Below are 16,255 nucleotides of genomic sequence, written 5' to 3'. Positions count from 1 at the left end.
CACCCCCAATTTGGTAGGTACGATCCGGAAGCCGGTGACAAACTCCGTAAAACAGCTGGTCGGTCCAGTGAAGCTGCCCGGGAGCTGCATTGCCCCACAACATACTACCTGCTGATGACACTAAGATAAACAAGGTGCCCGGATATACTTACTGCCGCTTTACAGGATTTATCCACTTCATTCCCACGGCTAAAGAATACTTTGATTGATGAACGTGATCAATATCTGGCAGAAAAAATAAAAAATTCACCAGGTAAAAAAACAGAAACGGCCCGTCATCCGGCCCAGACAATGCGCGGCCTTTCCAAGACGATGTGTGTGGCGCTCGCGGTCGCGACGGCGCCAAGCATCAGCCTGATGAGCTCGGCCGAGGCCTAGGTCATTGACGCGTCGCTTTACACAGGGGGCAAGGCGCGTGTCAGCCGCTCGGCCAGCCTGCATTCTTTGACGGAAGCCGTCGCCTCTGCCAGTTGCCGCGTGAACGGTGGCATCGGAGTAGAGGCGGCGCAGTCCGAGCTTGCAAGTGCGCGTGCTGATTTTGACCGGATCATTGATGGTCTTGTGAACGGCAACCCCGCCCTTGGTATGCCCGGTCCCGAACGGCGCGGTAGGACGTTGACGACACTCGGCCAAACAGCCGCATTATGGGATCCGCTGGATCTGGCAGCCGAACGCCTTGCGAGCGGTTCCGGATCTGATGCCGACGCATTATTCGATCAGACAGAGCAGTTGGCCTCTGTGATTTCGGGGCAGTATTCGGACCCGCAGCAGCTTTTGCAAAGCGATGCGACCGTGCTGAACTTTGCGATCAGACAGCGCACGCTCGCCTACCGCATGACGCGCGAGATGTGTGAACTGGCGACCGGTACGGGGCAGTCGGAAACACAGGCTGGTCTGAAAGCTACGGTTGATCTTTTTGGGCAAACAATGATCGCGCTGCGTGATGGTTTCCCGGGTGCAGGTATCAATCCGCCCCCAAATGACGCCGTGCGCAAAAGTCTGGAGGCCACCTTTGCACTTTGGCAGGAACAGCGGGGCATCTTCGATGCCGCCATCGGTGGCGAACGGCCCACGGCAGAAACAGTTAGTGCCACAGCATCACTGTCTGAGGCGCTTTCCGTCGCCATGAACAACACGATCACACTGTATCTGGTGTCGACCCCGGGACAGGATGGTGTGTATCGCGTCCCGTTGGAGGCTTATTTACGCAATGAACTGACCGGCTGGCTCAGTGAGCCTACGCTCATTGCTACCATAAAGGCGCAAAACGCAGAGCATGCGGCACTGTCCGAGGATGCAATCATCGCGCTTGACCAACAATGGCGTGCGGAGGCGGACGTAGGTAGCGGCCCACTGATTGAAAAGCTCCTGACCGCATCGGTGTCCGATTGGTTGCTAGAACAGCAGGAAGCGACCGCAGGGTTCGTGACCGAAGTGTTCATCATGGACAACAAGGGCCTGAATGTCGCGCAAAGCACCAAGACATCGGATTACTGGCAAGGTGACGAGGCGAAATGGCAGCAAACCTACTCTGTCGGGCCCGACGCGTTGCACATCAGCGAGGTCGAATTCGACGACAGCACCGGGTTTTACCAGTCGCAGGCGTCCCTTCCGATTTCAGACCCGGCCACCGGCGAGGTTATCGGCGCAGTCACCTTCGGTATCAACGTGCAGAACTTGATGTAACTGCACAAAACGACTGCAACGAAGGCGGGCCTCTCGGGGTCCGCCTCTTTTTTGTCGGGAGTCGTGTTTGACGATCAACACCAGAACCGCGCACATGTACCGGCGTCATCAAGGCGCAACCGGTCCAATGGCGCGCAATGCCGTTGTTTGTCTCGCCCCGTTCGCGCCAGTGACTGAAAATGGGATGGTTCCAATAACGGGTCCGTCATGATGCCGAATGGTAAGACCCGCAATTGAAAGCACCTGTCTGCCCGCAGGCAGGTGGCAAGAAGTGAGCGAAAACGACATCGGGCGCTGTTCTTCAACAACAGTTCTTGGCCCATCCAACGCCATTGGATCGGATGTGGTGATGGAACCGTTCCAGAATGCCGCAGACCGCGAGGTTGAACTGCTCTGCGGAGCGCCGGAAGAAGAGCGGACCGAAATTGCGCCTATCGAGACGGAGGGAAAGCAGACATAATGATTCTTGTGTCACGATGCATGAGGGAAAAGCGGACGAACCGGGATGACCGACAAGCAAGAGCCTCCAACCTGTCATGCCATGCCTGCGACCGATGCACTGGATGCAATGGCCGCAGGACCAAACGGGCTTGGCGCTGACGAGGCCGCCCGCCGCCTTGTCACGCACGGGCCCAATAGCCTGCCCGATCCACCTAAGCGCAGCGCGCTGCTGCGGTTCATGTCGCATTTCCACAATGTGCTGATCTACGTACTGATTGCGTCGGCCGGCGTCACAGCTGCGCTGCAACACTGGGTGGATACCGGTGTGATTCTGGCGGTTGTTATCGTCAACGCGGTTATCGGCTATGTTCAGGAAGGCCGCGCCGAACAGGCGATGAAAGCGATCCAGGGGATGCTCGCACCTCACGCGGCCGTGCTGCGCGACGGGCGGCGTTTCAGCATGGACGCGGCTGAGCTTGTACCGGGCGATATCGTGCTGGTCGAGGCAGGCGACCGTGTGCCCGCCGATCTACGTCTAATCGAGGCGCGCGGGTTGAAGGCGGAGGAAGCAATTCTCACCGGAGAATCCGTGCCTGTCGACAAGGGTATTGACCCGGTGCCCGCCGACGCAGCACTGGGCGACCGGACCCCGATGCTGTTTTCAGGGACGCTGGTGGCGGCCGGAACCGGGCGCGGCGTCGTCACCGCCACCGGCACCAATACACAGATTGGCCGGATCAGCGGGATGCTCGGCGATGTGCAAACGCTTACTACGCCCCTCGTGGCACAGATGGACCGCTTTGCCCGCTGGCTGACAGTCTTCATATTGATCGTGGCCCTATCGCTGCTGATCTACGGCTATTTTGTCGGTCACCTGCCGTTTGCCGACCTGTTCATGGCGGTGGTGGGCCTGTCGGTGGCTGCGATTCCCGAAGGCCTGCCAGCGGTGCTGACGATCACTTTGGCTGTGGGTGTGCAGGCGATGGCGCGGCGCAACGCCATCGTGCGTCGTCTGCCCGCGATCGAGACGCTCGGTTCCGTGTCGGTAATCTGTTCAGACAAGACAGGCACCCTGACCCGCAATGAAATGATGGTGGCATCGCTTGCGGCCGCCGGACACATCTATTCCGTCGGTGGCAACGGCTATGCCCCCGAGGGTGCCGTGCGCTGGCGCGAGGCCGACGCCCACCCCGACGAACACGCGGTGCTGATGGAATTCGCGCGCGCTGCAGGGCTGTGTAACGATGCGATGCTGTATTCCCATGAAGCGGGCTGGCGGGTCGAAGGCGACCCGATGGAAGGCGCGCTGATGGCGCTTGCCGGAAAGATCACGCGCGAGGGGGCCGCGCCCTTCCGCCAGTGGACGCGCACCGATGCAATCCCCTTCGACGCAGCCCATCGCTACATGGCCGTTCTTACCCATGATGACGCGGGTCTCGGTTGCATCCACATGAAGGGCGCGCCCGAAGCGGTCCTCGCCCACTGTGCCGACCAACGCGCGGCGCATGGCGGGTCCGAACCGCTCGATCCGGATCACTGGCACCGCATGGTGGAAGAACTTGCAGCCGAGGGTCAGCGGGTGATCGCCGTGGCGACGCGATCGGTGCCGCAGGCCCATACGGTGCTGACCACGGCGGACCTCAACGGACGGCTGACGCTGATCGGATTGATCGGCCTGATCGATCCGCCGCGCGCCGAAGCAATCGCAGCTGTCGCGGAATGTCATGCCGCCGGCATTCGCGTGAAGATGATCACAGGGGATCACGGCGCCACCGCCCGCGCGATTGCCGGTATGATCGGGTTGCAGAGCCACGACCGCGTTTTGACCGGTGCGGATCTCGACAGCATGGACGACGCAGCCTTGGCCGAGGCGGCACTCGAGACCGACATCTTCGCCCGAACATCGCCTGCCCATAAGTTGCGCCTTGTCACGGCCCTTCAGGCGCGCGGGCTGACCGTTGCGATGACCGGCGACGGGGTGAACGACGCCCCTGCGCTCAAGCGCGCCGATGCCGGGATCGCGATGGGGCTCAAGGGCAGCGAGGCGGCCAAGGCGGCCGCCGAGTTTGTCTTGGCCGATGACAATTTCGCCTCGATCGCGGCAGCCGTGCGCGAAGGGCGGACTGTCTACGACAATATCAAGAAGGTGATTAGCTGGACCCTGCCTACGAATGCGGGCGAGGCGATGACCATCATCCTCGCCCTTTTTCTTGGCATGGATATGCCGATCACTGCGGTGCAAATTCTGTGGGTCAACTTGATCACCGCTGTGACGCTTGGACTTGCGCTTGCCTTTGAGCCGTCAGAGCCGGGCACCATGCGGCGTCCGCCGCGCCCGAGGAATGGGACGCTGTTGTCGGGGCAGATGATCTGGCAGGTGGTGCTTGTGTCAGCGCTTTTTCTGGCGGCTGTCTTCGGCATCTTCAGCTATGCCATCGACAAAGGTTATCCCTTGCCACTGGCCCAGACCATGGCGCTCAACATGCTTGTCGTGCTGGAAATCTTCTACCTGTTCTTTATCCGCAATCTGCACGGACCATCCCTGACTTGGGCTGCGGCAAAGGGCACGCGGATCGTTTGGGCCTGTGTCATTGCCGTCACCGTAGCGCAATTCGCCGTAACGTATCTGCCACCGCTTCAAGCCGTCTTCGGCACACAAAACGTGCCTCTGTTCGACGCGGTGCTGATTATCTTGACAGGCATGGTCTTCTTCGGACTGATCGAAACGGAAAAGCAGATGCGCCTTGCCATCCGGTCCGGCAACACCGAACCGGCGGGGTAGCTTTCTAGCAACGCAAACCAAGCAGCACCGGCGGTGTTTTTCCACATGAACCGCCGCCGGTCGGATATCATGCGTTAGCGCGTTGGTCCGTCACAGGCGCTGCAGCGGCATCCGTGAACAAGTCCGCCGGTTCAATCCCGCGTTTTTCGGCACTTGCACGCACGGCATCCTGTAACGCCGCGCTGCGGTCCAGCAGGCGGCGGAAACGTGCCTCATCAAGCACAAGCAGCGTGGAGGGGGCAATGGCGCGTACCTCGGCGTGACGGGGCTTTTGCAGCAGGATCGCCATCTGGCCGAACATTTCGCCGCGACCCAGCCGCCACGTCTGGCCGGCGGTCTCGACCTCCACCGCACCGGACGCGATGAAAAACACGCTCTTGGCAACGCTTTCCTTGCGGATGATGCTATCGCCGGCATTGACGTAACGGGTCTTGAACACCCCTCTCAGCCGTTTCAGCTCGGTCTCTCCCAACGCTGCAAAAAGCGGGAACTGGCGCACCAGTTCTATCCGCTGAAGTGCAATATCAAGCTGTGGCCGATCCTCGGCCGCTGCACGGCGCAGGTCGAGATCCTCCATGAGCTTGGTGTAGACTTCAGCGCCGATCAAACCGTCTTCGCGCATAGTCGCGTATTCACGCTCTTCCAGTCGCAGGGCGGTCCGGCGGATGAACCGGCGCTCCAGTTTCTCGGCATAGCCGGGGTATTGCAGGCGAAGACCTACCAGCGCGGTTTCGACGGCTTCGATCCGTCGCGACAACAACTCATGCAAGAGGTCAGCCAGACGGCGGCCATGGATACGACGTATGCGGCCATCGATAAAGGCCCCCAGATCCCTCAGGACCAGCCGTTGCGACAAGAGCAGTTCGAACCGGTCCGCCGTCATCCAGGCCAGTGGACCCGACAGGCGCAACCGGCTATGCAACAGGCCCGCTGCACGGAACATGCGCCCATAGGCGACACTGCGCCGTGCCGCGCGATTGTATCCACCGCGCCCGCCAGAGCGCGCACCCTCGATCAGACGGTCGGCTTCGGACAGAACCTGCTCGGCCATCCGCGACGATATCGTCCGCTCCCGTACACGTGCGAGGATAGTGTCGCGCTCGTGTCCGGCCAGCGCGATGAGGCCCAATGTGACCCTGTCGCGATCCAGAATGTCAGCACTCTCCTCGGCCTTCTTCACCGCCGCATCGAGCCTCTCTCCAAAGCGCTTGGCTTCTGACCTGACCGTGTCATGGCTCAGCTCGTAATTTTCGGTCGTGCGCGCCACGTCCTCGCGCACGGTTTGTAATGCCACGGCAACAACCTGCCGCGAAAGCGCCTCGTCGATCGGTGACAGGCGATCAAGCCCCAACCGACCAATGACCCAGCGCAACGTCGTACCTTGCACGATCAGGGTAAAAAGCGTGAATCCGGTAGCAAGGATGCCGACCACACGCTGGATACCATCCGGCACGCGGAAACTTTCGGTCACCGCGAGCGCCAGCGCGAGCGTCACGGCACCACGCAATCCGCCCCAGAGTATCGCGACGCGGTAGGGGCGTTCCACCGCAGGCGAAAGTTTCAACGCCGTCAGAAGCGGCATAAGCCCGAACAGTATCACGGCCCGTGCGGCAATGGCGGCAAGGATCACCACGCCAACCAGCAAGAAATCTTCTACCTGCACCTCTTCCAGAAGTCGGGGGATCAAGAAGGCCGCCAGAATAAAGATCAGCGCTCCGGCCCAATGCGCCAGAACGTCCCAAAGCTCGCGCAGGTTCGCCCATGCCTGCGGCGGCAGGCGGCCCGGGCCGGTCAGGTTCAGTGTCAGCCCCGCGGCGACCACGGCGATGACGCCCGACGCCCCGATGCTCTGTTCCGCGCCGATGTAGGCAAGATAGGGCAACGCCACCGAGATCGAAATCTGCGCCAGTTCGTGCCGGCTGAACAGCGCCATGACCCAGACAGCGGCCCGCGCCGCCAGCCAGCCTGTGAACGCCCCACCGGCGATCAGAAGAGGGAAACGGGCAAGCGCGTCGCCAAGGCTTGGATCAGGCACGCCCAGCATCACAAACCCCATGAACAGGCCAAAAAGCGCGATGGCGGCTGCATCGTTCAGCAGACTCTCGCCTTCGATGATCCGTGCAAGACGCCGCGGTGCCGAGATCGACCGGAAGATAGAGACGACCGCCGAAGGGTCGGTCGTGGACACGATCGCGCCGATCAGCAGACAGGCGGCAAGTGGCAGCGCGCTGGCCCATGACAGGGCATAGCCAACACTGAGCGTCGCCACGACCACAGCGACCACCGCAAGCATCAGGATCGGCACCCAGTCGTCGAGCATCCGGCGCAGGTTCATGCCTAATGTGGCCTGAAACAGCAACGTCGGCAGGAACACGTAAAGAAAGACGTTGGACCGGATCGGCAACCCCAGAATGGCTTCCGCCACAGGATTGAGCGCATCGGTCAGGTCGGTTCGCAAGAAGAAGATCGCGCCTGCACCGATCAGGATGCCGACCACAGCAAGGATCACGCTGTATGGCAGGCGCAACCGCGCCGCCAACGGCTCTGCCAGCCCAATCACGAGAAACAGGGACGCAATGACGGTCGTGATAAGAACAATGTCCATGGTATCGAATTACCATAATCTTCGTCGGGCACATTACGAAAACGCCCCCTTTTGGGCGACAACGGCGAAAATTCGGGATGTGCAGCAATCGAAGTCGGCAAGCAGGCGCGGTGCCCGGACAAAAGGCAACAGGCGCGCCGCTTCAATTACGTGATTTGATCTGGTCTGGAAAAACCTGAACGCGGATCAGGCAACTTTATCTGTGGCCGTGATGCCCGAAATTGCCTGAATCAGATTGTCTTCTGTCACTTCTTCACTCGAAAAGGTCCGCATGACCTTGCCGCTGTACATCGCCACGATCCGGTCACTGACATGCAGTACTTCCGGCATTTCAGAGCTGATGACGATGACAGCATACCCTTGGGACGCCAGTTCGCGGATCAGATTGTGTATTTCCGACTTAGAGCCAATATCAATGCCGCGCGTCGGCTCATCCACAATCAGGACTTTGGGATGCATGGACAGCCATTTCCCGATGACGATCTTTTGCTGGTTCCCACCGGATAGATTGCCGACGAGTTGTTTCCAGCCCGGCGTACGGATATCCAGTTTGTCGCGGTATTGGTCAAAAATCGCAACCTCCGCGCCTTCCGCAACAAATGGGCCCGCGGTCAGGTCGCTGACCTGTGGCAATGTCATGTTGTCACGACAATTCATCCCGAGAACCAACCCCTGCCCTTTGCGGTCTTCGGGCACCAACGAAATGCCCATCGCAATTGCATCGGCAGGCGAGTTGATCTTGATCTCGTTCCCATCCAGATGAATGGTCCCGCCACTGGGGTTGCGCAGACCAAACAGCGTTTCGGCGATTTCCGTGCGCCCGGCCCCCACCAATCCGTAGAAGCCCAGCACCTCGCCACGATGCACCTGAAAGCTGACGTCCTGAAACAGTTTGCCACAGGACAAATTGCGGACTTCGAGCGCCACGTCACCAAGCTCATGGGTCACGGCTGCACGGCTCAGGTCGAGCTTGCGGCCGATCATCATCTGGGTCACGCCTTCTTCGTCCGTTTCTGCGGTGACGACAGTGCCCTGATACTGCCCGTCGCGCAGAACTGAAATCCGGTCGGTAATCTTGAATATCTCCTCCATCCGGTGCGAGATATAGACGATGCCGACACCCTGTGATTTCAGATCGGCGATCACATCAAACAGCACGACTTTCTCCGCGTCTGTCAGCGAGGCCGTCGGTTCGTCAAAAATGACAGCCTTGGCATCGACCGTGAGCGCGCGGGCGATTTCGACCATTTGCTGATTGGCGATGGACAGATCACCAACACGCGTTTTCGCGTTGAAGCTAACCCTGAGCTTGGCAAGTATCGCATCGGTTTGTTCATAAAGCCGCGTCCAATCCACGCGGCCGAAAGACTTGCGCGGCAATTCACCAAGATAGATGTTTTCAGCCACCGTCAGTTCTTCGGCGAGGCTGAGTTCCTGATGGATAAAGACGATCCCCTTTGATTTCGCCTGCAACGGCGAGGTCATCACGGTGGGCACTTCCGAAACGATGATCTGCCCTTCGTCAGGTTGGTGAATACCGCCCAGCACCTTCATCAGGGTGGACTTTCCAGCGCCATTCTCGCCCATCAAGGCGTGGACCTCGCCCGGCATGACCGAGAAAGACACATTATCAAGCGCGCGGACACCGGGGAAGGTTTTGACAATTCCTTCAAGCCGCAATGCGGGGGTTTGGTCGCTCATGTCTTCAACTCCTCTTTACCCTTCAGGTTCAGCTGTCGGTCAAGGAACAGCACTGCGATGAGGATCAGGCCGATCACCAGGTTCACGGTTTCGGTGTCTGCGCCGATGTGCCCCAAACCCTTGCGCAGCAACTGAATGGCAACAACGCCGCCCAGTGTGCCTACGATGGAGCCCGCCCCGCCGGTCAGCTTGGTGCCCCCAAGGACCACAGCCGTAATCACCCAAAGCTCGTAAAGCTGGCCGTCGTTGGGGTTGACCGAACCGGATTCGGAATAGAACACCACGGCGGACAGTGCCGCCAGAAAGCCGATGATCATAAAGTTGATCATCATATGCGGGCCGACGCGGATACCGGCGTTCACCGCTGCTTCACGGTTGTTGCCGATGGCATAGGCGTTGCGCCCATGTACTGTGCGGGTCATCACATACCAGATCACAAGGGTAACAACGGCCAGAAACCATGTGGCCGTATGGAGGCCCAGAAACTGCGCCTCGGCAAAGTCCACCAAGGTCCAGTTCAATTCTGACGTCGGATTTTCGCCGTTGTACATAAATACCAGCCCGCGAAAGCCCAGCATGGAGCCCAAGGTGACGATGAAAGCATCGACACCGGTTTTCCAGACGATCAACCCGTTGAAAGCGCCCAAGGCTACGCCCGTCAGCAGGGCGAGGCCCCATGATACGGGGATCACCCAATTACCCAAACCCGCAAAGACCGTCCATGACATGCTGTCCAGCAGGACCACCGCAGCCAAAGCGAAGATCGCACCCACGCTCAGATCAATGTTGCCATTGATCATGATGATGGTCATGCCCATCGCGATAATGCCGATCGGTGCAGATTGCTTGAGAAGCAACAGCATGTTGTCCGCATCCATGAATGCCTTGTCCGAAAGGGACAGGAACTCTCCCGCGACGCTGAAGAAGATCAGTTCAAGCACCACAAAGGCCCAGATCGCGCCGGTCTTTATGAATGGTGTCATTTTTCCCGCCTGCATATCCCCTGCCCCCTATGCGAAATTCGACCAAAGCTTGCCGCGCTTGGCTGCGATATCGAGCCAGACAGCAAGGATGATGATGACCCAAGTCACAACAAACTGGACGTAGAATTGCAGACCGACCAAAAGCAGTCCGTTTTGGATAAATCCTAGGATCAGCACACCGATGACAGTTTTGAAGATCGTGCCGGACCCACCCAACAGGGAGGCACCGCCAAGTATAACCGCCGCCAGAACCTCAAGTTCCATCCCCTGGCCCACGGTGTTCTGTGACCCCAAAGACCGGCTGGCCTGGATAAGACCCGCAACTGCGACACAACCAGCCGACATCAGATAGCAGAAAAAGACCGTGCGCGCGCGTTTGATACCTGAAAACGTGGCCGCTGTGCCGTTGCCGCCGACCGCATAGACTTTGCGACCAAATGGCGTCTTGGCCAAAATGATTCCGAGAAGTGCTGCAAGGGCGAGGAATATCAGGATCGGTACAGGGATACCCAGAGCAGTCCCTTGACCGAAAACGTCAAACCATGTGCCGTCCTTATCTGCAATATCCATGTTCTTGCCGCCTGAATAGGTCAGCGTCAGACCATGAATGGCCGACAGCATGCCCAAGGTGACGATCAGGGAATTGAGCTTCAGGTACCCCACGAGAAACCCTATGAAAGCGCCCAGACACAAGGTCATGGCGAACATGGCCGGGATCGCGAGCGCGGGGCCGATCTTGTCATGCAAATCAAGCACGACGATGGTTGAGAACGACATCATCGAACCAACAGAGAGATCGAGGTTGCCGCTGATCACAACAAAGGTGACGCCCAGAGCCATCACGCCCAAAATGGCAGAAGAGCGGATGACCCCCATGACATTGTCAGGGCTCAGGAACCGTCCATTCGCCAGCGTGAAGCCGATGATAAAAACGGCAAAAGCTATCAGGATGCCCTGTCGCGCCAGTACTTTACCAATATCCTGTTTCGACATTGTCGCCATTTCTTCCTCCCTGAAACCACGAATGTGGCGTGCTGATCCATTTGCGGATCAGACCAAAACCATACCGCCATCAATCATGACGATCTGACCGGTCATATAGTCGCTGTCTGGTGCTGCCAGATAAGTCGTTGTGCCGGTAATGTCGGCCGGCGTCGCCACGCGGCCGCGCAATATCTCGGACGAAAATTCTTCCATTGCCTGACCGGGGCGCTGAGCCGCGCCAATGTCCATCAGGTCCTTATCTACCTGTTCCCACATTTCCGTGGCCACCACACCCGGCGCAAAACCATTGACGGTGATATTATGTTTGGCGAGGTCCCGGGCTGCCGACTGCGTTAACGCAACAACGGCAAATTTGCTGGCGCAATAGGGGGCAACATTGTCGAACCCCTGCCTGCTCGCGATCGAAGCTGTATTGACGATCTTGCCACCGGTGCCCTGCGCGATCATCTGATGGGCGGCCTCTTGTGTGCCGATCATGCACCCCAGCCCATTTACACCCATGATGAAGTTCCAGTTACTTTCGGTCACATCCAGAAAGTTCATCGGCTTGTTGACGCCGGCATTGTTGAACTTCACATCGAGTTTTCCGAATAAAGAAACAGTGTGGGCAATCATATCCTTGACAGCGCTCCGGTCTGTCACGTCAACCTGCGTGTAGGTCACCTTGGCACCAGTTCCATTTGCTTTACCACGGTTCAAGTCTGCGATTTCGGCGACTTTGTCGACGTTGATATCCGCAAAACATACATCGGCACCCTCTTGAACAAGTGCCTCGCCTATCGCGCGACCAATACCTTGTGCGGCACCGGTGACGATACAGGAACGACCAGATACACGGCCCATCCTATCCCCCTCTTTTTATCGATCTCATCTTGAGCGAAGGCGGGAGACCAAAGTCCCCCGCCCCCATCGGGAGGGTCTTTAGAAGACAGGCTTGGTGAACTCGCCCATGTTGTCCTGAGTGATCTTCGGTGTGTCGAAGTAGTTCAGGAACGGCAGTTCTTCGCCGTTAAGCAGGTCAATCGCTGTCTTGAGCGCAGCTTCCGCATCATCGACGGGCGACTGGTAGATAGAGCCCCAGTATTCGCCACGCTCCATGGCCTCGTAGCCTACAGCAAAGTTTGTCGCACCGACGAAGGTGATACCGTCGGTCCGGCCCGCAGCATTTGCCGCATTCAATGCGCCAACACCCATGTTGTCGTCACCGGCATAAACGCCGTCGATGTCATCATATTTCACAAGGAAAGCTTCCATGACCTGCTGTGACTTCTCGCGGTTCCAGTCACCTGGCTGCGTTTCGACCAGTGTGACGTTCGGGCAGACCTCTGGCAGACGATCTTCAAAGCCTTTGGCCCGCTCAATCGCTGTGGTGTAACCCGGCTGACCGGAAATCTGCACGACCCGCGCTTCGTTTTCGATGCCAAGAGCCTCGAAGCGGTCACACATGATCTCGGCGGAACGCGAGCCCTGTGTAATGTTGTCGGGGCCAGAGAAGGACGCGACAAAATCAAAGCCAGCTTCAGCAATGTTGGAATTTGTCACAACGACAGGAATGTCGGCCTGTGCCGCCTTGCGGACCGCAGGGATCACAGCTTCGCCGTTGGTTGGCCAGATGATGATGGCGTCAACTTCTTGCTGGATCAGGTCTTCCATCTGCGCAATCTGGCGGGCTACGTCGCCGCCCGCGTCAAGCACGACAACGTCCACGTTATCATTTGCTTCAGCGGCGGCGATGAACGCCTGCTCATATGTCGTCTGATAGCTGTCAACGCCTACGTTGTTTTGCGTGATGCCGATGCGCATTGGGCTGTGGCCGTCCGCAAATGCGGCACCAGCCGTTGTGATAGCCGCTGTTGCGACGGTTGCAGTCAGAGTTGATCGGAATGTCATTTTTACGTTTCCTCCCAGAAAATCGTTTCATGTTATTTTGGCGCCCCACTCCTCCAGCGGGGAATCGCACTGCCGTCAAGGCAGGTGATGTTGACATCATGGGCACCCTACTGCCCTCCAATCTCTATCATTAATATCCATTATGATAAATTATATGTCCATTTTGGATATTTTAATGATACGATTTGGCCCTCTCAACCTTGATAGTGAACGGGTGCTACGATGTCAGTCAAGAAACCATCCAAAACGAATATATCGCCCCAACAGACAGTTGGTCCACTGCGCCAAGGTACCATTATATCGCTCGGGAGGGGCCACGTAAACGCAATGAACGCAATGACCGGAGATACCATGAGAAGGTTTGCTGCCCCCGAGGCAAAGACAGCCATGCTCCGGACAATTTCGTTTCTGGAGGAACTGGGTGATGAGCTGGAGGACTTTGGCGAGATGTCATCGCCCAATCCAAATCTGCGGATCATGGCGTCACTCATGCGCGGTCACATTGAAGGAAAGATCGTCACCGCGACATCATTGATCGGCGCAAGTAGGGCACCTTACGCGACCGCGAATCGCCGCCTTCACGAAATGTTTGACGCAGGTCTCATCGAGAAAAGGCCCCGCACAAGAAGTGGCAAGAGCTACTCGATGCATCCCAGTGAATCGCTTCTGGAATACTGGGTCCAGCTTTCCAATCGTCTGCAACGCCTGTCCAGTGTGCATTACAGCAGCGCCGCAGCGCCGGATACGACAGCCGACTATTATTACGGCGGCACCTATATGAACGTGAAGTCAATACCGCCACTGCAGGTGTTGCCCGATCCGTTAAAGCTTGCGGGCGGCTTGCGGGTCTTGGTCCATGGTGACCCGACATTCATGGTCATGGATAACCTCAAACGCCAGTTTGAACAAACGCTCGGAACACAGATTCATCAGCGGGCCTTTTCCATCGATCGCCTCCGCTACGAGGCGAAGAGGAACGCGGACCATAAGTCTAGTCGATACGATATCATTGCAGTCGATCTTCCGTGGGTTGGTGAATTTGCAGAAAGCAATATCCTGATGCCCCTGGAAGAGGCGATGGACATCGCGCAACTCGATCCCGCCGACTTTCACACCGCAGGCTGGCAAGCCGCGCATTGGGGCGGCAAGCTTTACGGCGTGCCTGCGCAGACAACGCCCGAATTGCTCTTTTATCGCAAGGATCTTTTCGCGGAAAACGGGCTCGCCCCTCCTCAAACGACCGATGAGTTGCTGACCGCCGCTGCCACGCTTCACGACCCTCAGCGCGGGCGGTACGGTATTGCCTGGAACGCAGCGCGCGGCACTGCACTGGGCCATACGGTTCTGATGACATTGGCCGACTTCGGTCAACCTATCCTCGACCTTCCCAAGATCGCGGGCGGGTTCAGGACGGCCCATCTCTCCAAGCGTGAATACCGCGTCACGATCGACACCGATGCGGGACTGAAGGCGGCGGAATTTCTTCTGGAATTAATGAAATACTCTCCACCGGAAATCCTCTCGATGTCGTGGTATGAACGGGTCCGGCCTTATGCCAGCGGGCGCATTGCGATGGCCTACGGCTACACTTTGCTGGCACCCTACTTTGAACTGGACGAAACTTCGCCTGCGCAATTGCAGACCGGCTATCTGCCGCATCCCGCCGGACCAAATGCAACGCCTGTCGCACCCGTTGGCGGCTATATGATGGGCATCCCGGCAAATCTTCCGAAAGAGCGTATCGCCGATGCGGTTGCCGCGTTGCGGGTCTTCACATCGCCGGAAGCGCAAAAGCTGTATGTTCAAAACGGCAGTCGCACGAACCCACGCTATTCCGTTGCAGCCGACCCCGATGTGCGGCGCATGTCGCCCATCTTCGAAGCCGTCGATGCGATGTCATGGCGTGACGAGCTGCAATTCTGGCCACGTCCGCCAATACCGGAAATCAACGAAATCATTCAAATCTGCGGTGAGGAATTCCACGACATGCTGCGTGGAATCGTCACCCCGAAAGAGGCACTGCGTCGCGCACAAGCGAGGGCCGACGCTATTATCTAAAGCACGGTCTACGTGACAACTGGAGGAGAGAACAATGGACCCCAATCGCCTGAAAGGTAAGAATATTCTGATCACCGGTGCCGCTCGCGGCATGGGTGAGGCCAACGCCAAGAACTTTGCGGCCCAAGGTGCCAATGTCTGCATCGGCGATCTGGACGCAGACGAGGCGCAAAATGTGGCGGATGCCATCAACGCCGAAGGCAACGGCAAGGCGATTGCCGTCAAGATGGACGTGACCAAGCGTGAAGACAACGCCGCCGCCGTCGCCGCCACAGTCGAGGCGTTCGGCTCGATCAACGTGGGCCTGTTCAACGCCGGCCTCAACAAGCCCCGGTTCTTCATGGATATCGACGAAGACAACTGGGACATGATCATGAACGTCAACACCAAGGCGATGTGGCTGGGCATGCAGGAAACCGCGCGCCAGATGATCGCCCAAGGCCCGATGGAAGGGCATCCTTACAAACTGATCAACGTAGGCTCGATCGCGTCCCGCAAGCCGCTGGTCGATGTGACCGTCTATTGCACATCGAAATACGGCTGTCTGGCGCTGACACACTGCGGCGCTATCGGGCTGGCCGAACATGGTATCACCGTCAACGGCTATGCCCCCGGTGTCGTTGTGACCCCACTGTGGGAACAGCTCGACAAGGACCTCGTCGATATCGGTTTCAAGGAACGCGAAGGTCAGGCCTATGATGACATCGTCCGCGATGCGCTTCAGATCAAGCGCGTGTCCTACCCTAAGGACATCGTCGGTACAGCGTCTTTCCTTGCGTCAGATGACAGCGACTACATGACCGGCCAGATGATCCACATCGACGGCGGCTGGTGCATCCAGTAACGGGCCAGCTTTTCAAATTCCAAAATTCACAAGGGGCCATGCGCCCCGAAGGAGACCGCAATGTCAGAACGTCCGGGTAATGCCCTTATGCCGAACCTGCTTACACCGCAGGATCTTGAACCAAACTGGGAATGGCGCGAAAAGTTGCCGGCCCATGGCCACATGTCCGTGGATTTCGAACGCCGCATCGACCACGACCGCCTGCGTCGTTACCGGCTCGCGCGGACACGCCAGTCTTTGATAAATTCAAATGCGGGCAC

General features: G+C 58.2%; 12 protein-coding genes and 1 pseudogene. 7 read left to right on the top strand and 6 right to left on the bottom strand.

What is annotated here, in order from left to right; all coding sequences use genetic code 11:
* Nucleotides 1–201 precede the first annotated feature (201 nt).
* The 4 genes from R6T97_RS08060 to R6T97_RS08045 all read left to right on the top strand — a co-directional run bounded on the left by R6T97_RS08060 (nt 202) and on the right by R6T97_RS08045 (nt 4,909).
* Nucleotides 202–378 (top strand): hypothetical protein, encoded by a 177-nt coding sequence (locus R6T97_RS08060; RefSeq protein WP_410348772.1) that lies wholly within the window; start codon nt 202–204, stop codon nt 376–378.
* Between the two features lie 66 nt (nt 379–444).
* The gene (locus R6T97_RS08055; RefSeq protein WP_410348771.1) at nt 445–1,686 is read left to right on the top strand and encodes a type IV pili methyl-accepting chemotaxis transducer N-terminal domain-containing protein; all 1,242 of its coding nucleotides are present in this window, start codon (nt 445–447) and stop codon (nt 1,684–1,686) included.
* Between the two features lie 271 nt (nt 1,687–1,957).
* The gene (locus tag R6T97_RS08050; RefSeq protein ID WP_410348770.1) at nt 1,958–2,146 is read left to right on the top strand and encodes a hypothetical protein; all 189 of its coding nucleotides are present in this window, start codon (nt 1,958–1,960) and stop codon (nt 2,144–2,146) included.
* Between the two features lie 45 nt (nt 2,147–2,191).
* Nucleotides 2,192–4,909 carry a cation-transporting P-type ATPase gene (locus R6T97_RS08045; RefSeq protein ID WP_410348769.1) on the top strand — a complete coding sequence of 906 codons (2,718 nt, stop codon included), beginning with the start codon at nt 2,192–2,194 and terminating at the stop codon, nt 4,907–4,909.
* A 67-nt stretch (nt 4,910–4,976) separates the two neighbouring features.
* Here R6T97_RS08045 and R6T97_RS08040 read toward each other — a convergent pair whose 3' ends face one another.
* The 6 genes from R6T97_RS08040 to R6T97_RS08015 all read right to left on the bottom strand — a co-directional run bounded on the left by R6T97_RS08040 (nt 4,977) and on the right by R6T97_RS08015 (nt 13,093).
* Nucleotides 4,977–7,514 carry a cation:proton antiporter gene (locus R6T97_RS08040; RefSeq protein ID WP_410348768.1) on the bottom strand — a complete coding sequence of 846 codons (2,538 nt, stop codon included), beginning with the start codon at nt 7,512–7,514 and terminating at the stop codon, nt 4,977–4,979.
* Nucleotides 7,515–7,700: 186 nt separating this feature from the next.
* Nucleotides 7,701–9,215: a sugar ABC transporter ATP-binding protein gene (locus tag R6T97_RS08035; protein WP_410348767.1), complete on the bottom strand. Its 1,515-nt coding sequence runs from the start codon at nt 9,213–9,215 to the stop codon at nt 7,701–7,703.
* A complete protein-coding gene (locus tag R6T97_RS08030) occupies nt 9,212–10,213 on the bottom strand; it encodes an ABC transporter permease (RefSeq protein WP_410348766.1) in 1,002 nt (333 codons plus the stop codon). Before R6T97_RS08030 ends, R6T97_RS08035 begins: the two co-directional genes overlap by 4 nt.
* 12 nt (nt 10,214–10,225) lie before the next feature.
* The gene (locus tag R6T97_RS08025; RefSeq protein ID WP_410348765.1) at nt 10,226–11,200 is read right to left on the bottom strand and encodes an ABC transporter permease; all 975 of its coding nucleotides are present in this window, start codon (nt 11,198–11,200) and stop codon (nt 10,226–10,228) included.
* Nucleotides 11,201–11,248: 48 nt separating this feature from the next.
* Nucleotides 11,249–12,046 (bottom strand): SDR family NAD(P)-dependent oxidoreductase, encoded by a 798-nt coding sequence (locus R6T97_RS08020; RefSeq protein WP_410348764.1) that lies wholly within the window; start codon nt 12,044–12,046, stop codon nt 11,249–11,251.
* 78 nt (nt 12,047–12,124) lie between these two features.
* Nucleotides 12,125–13,093, bottom strand: a complete 969-nt coding sequence (locus R6T97_RS08015; RefSeq protein ID WP_410348763.1) for a sugar ABC transporter substrate-binding protein — start codon at nt 13,091–13,093, stop codon at nt 12,125–12,127.
* A gap of 387 nt (nt 13,094–13,480) precedes the next feature.
* Between R6T97_RS08015 and R6T97_RS08010 the strand changes: the two genes are divergently transcribed.
* The 3 genes and pseudogenes from R6T97_RS08010 to R6T97_RS08000 all read left to right on the top strand — a co-directional run.
* The gene (locus R6T97_RS08010) at nt 13,481–15,151 is read left to right on the top strand and encodes an ABC transporter substrate-binding protein (RefSeq protein ID WP_410348762.1); all 1,671 of its coding nucleotides are present in this window, start codon (nt 13,481–13,483) and stop codon (nt 15,149–15,151) included.
* A gap of 34 nt (nt 15,152–15,185) precedes the next feature.
* A complete protein-coding gene (locus tag R6T97_RS08005) occupies nt 15,186–15,995 on the top strand; it encodes an SDR family NAD(P)-dependent oxidoreductase (RefSeq protein ID WP_410348761.1) in 810 nt (269 codons plus the stop codon).
* A gap of 60 nt (nt 15,996–16,055) precedes the next feature.
* A pseudogene (locus R6T97_RS08000) lies at nt 16,056–16,255 on the top strand (aminopeptidase P family protein); the annotation flags it as partial.

It is taken from the genome of Yoonia sp., from assembly GCF_046498525.1.
Classification (GTDB): Bacteria; Pseudomonadota; Alphaproteobacteria; order Rhodobacterales; family Rhodobacteraceae; genus Yoonia.
Note: the sequence above shows the minus strand (reverse complement) of the source record. Positions and strands in the feature narration are given on the sequence as shown.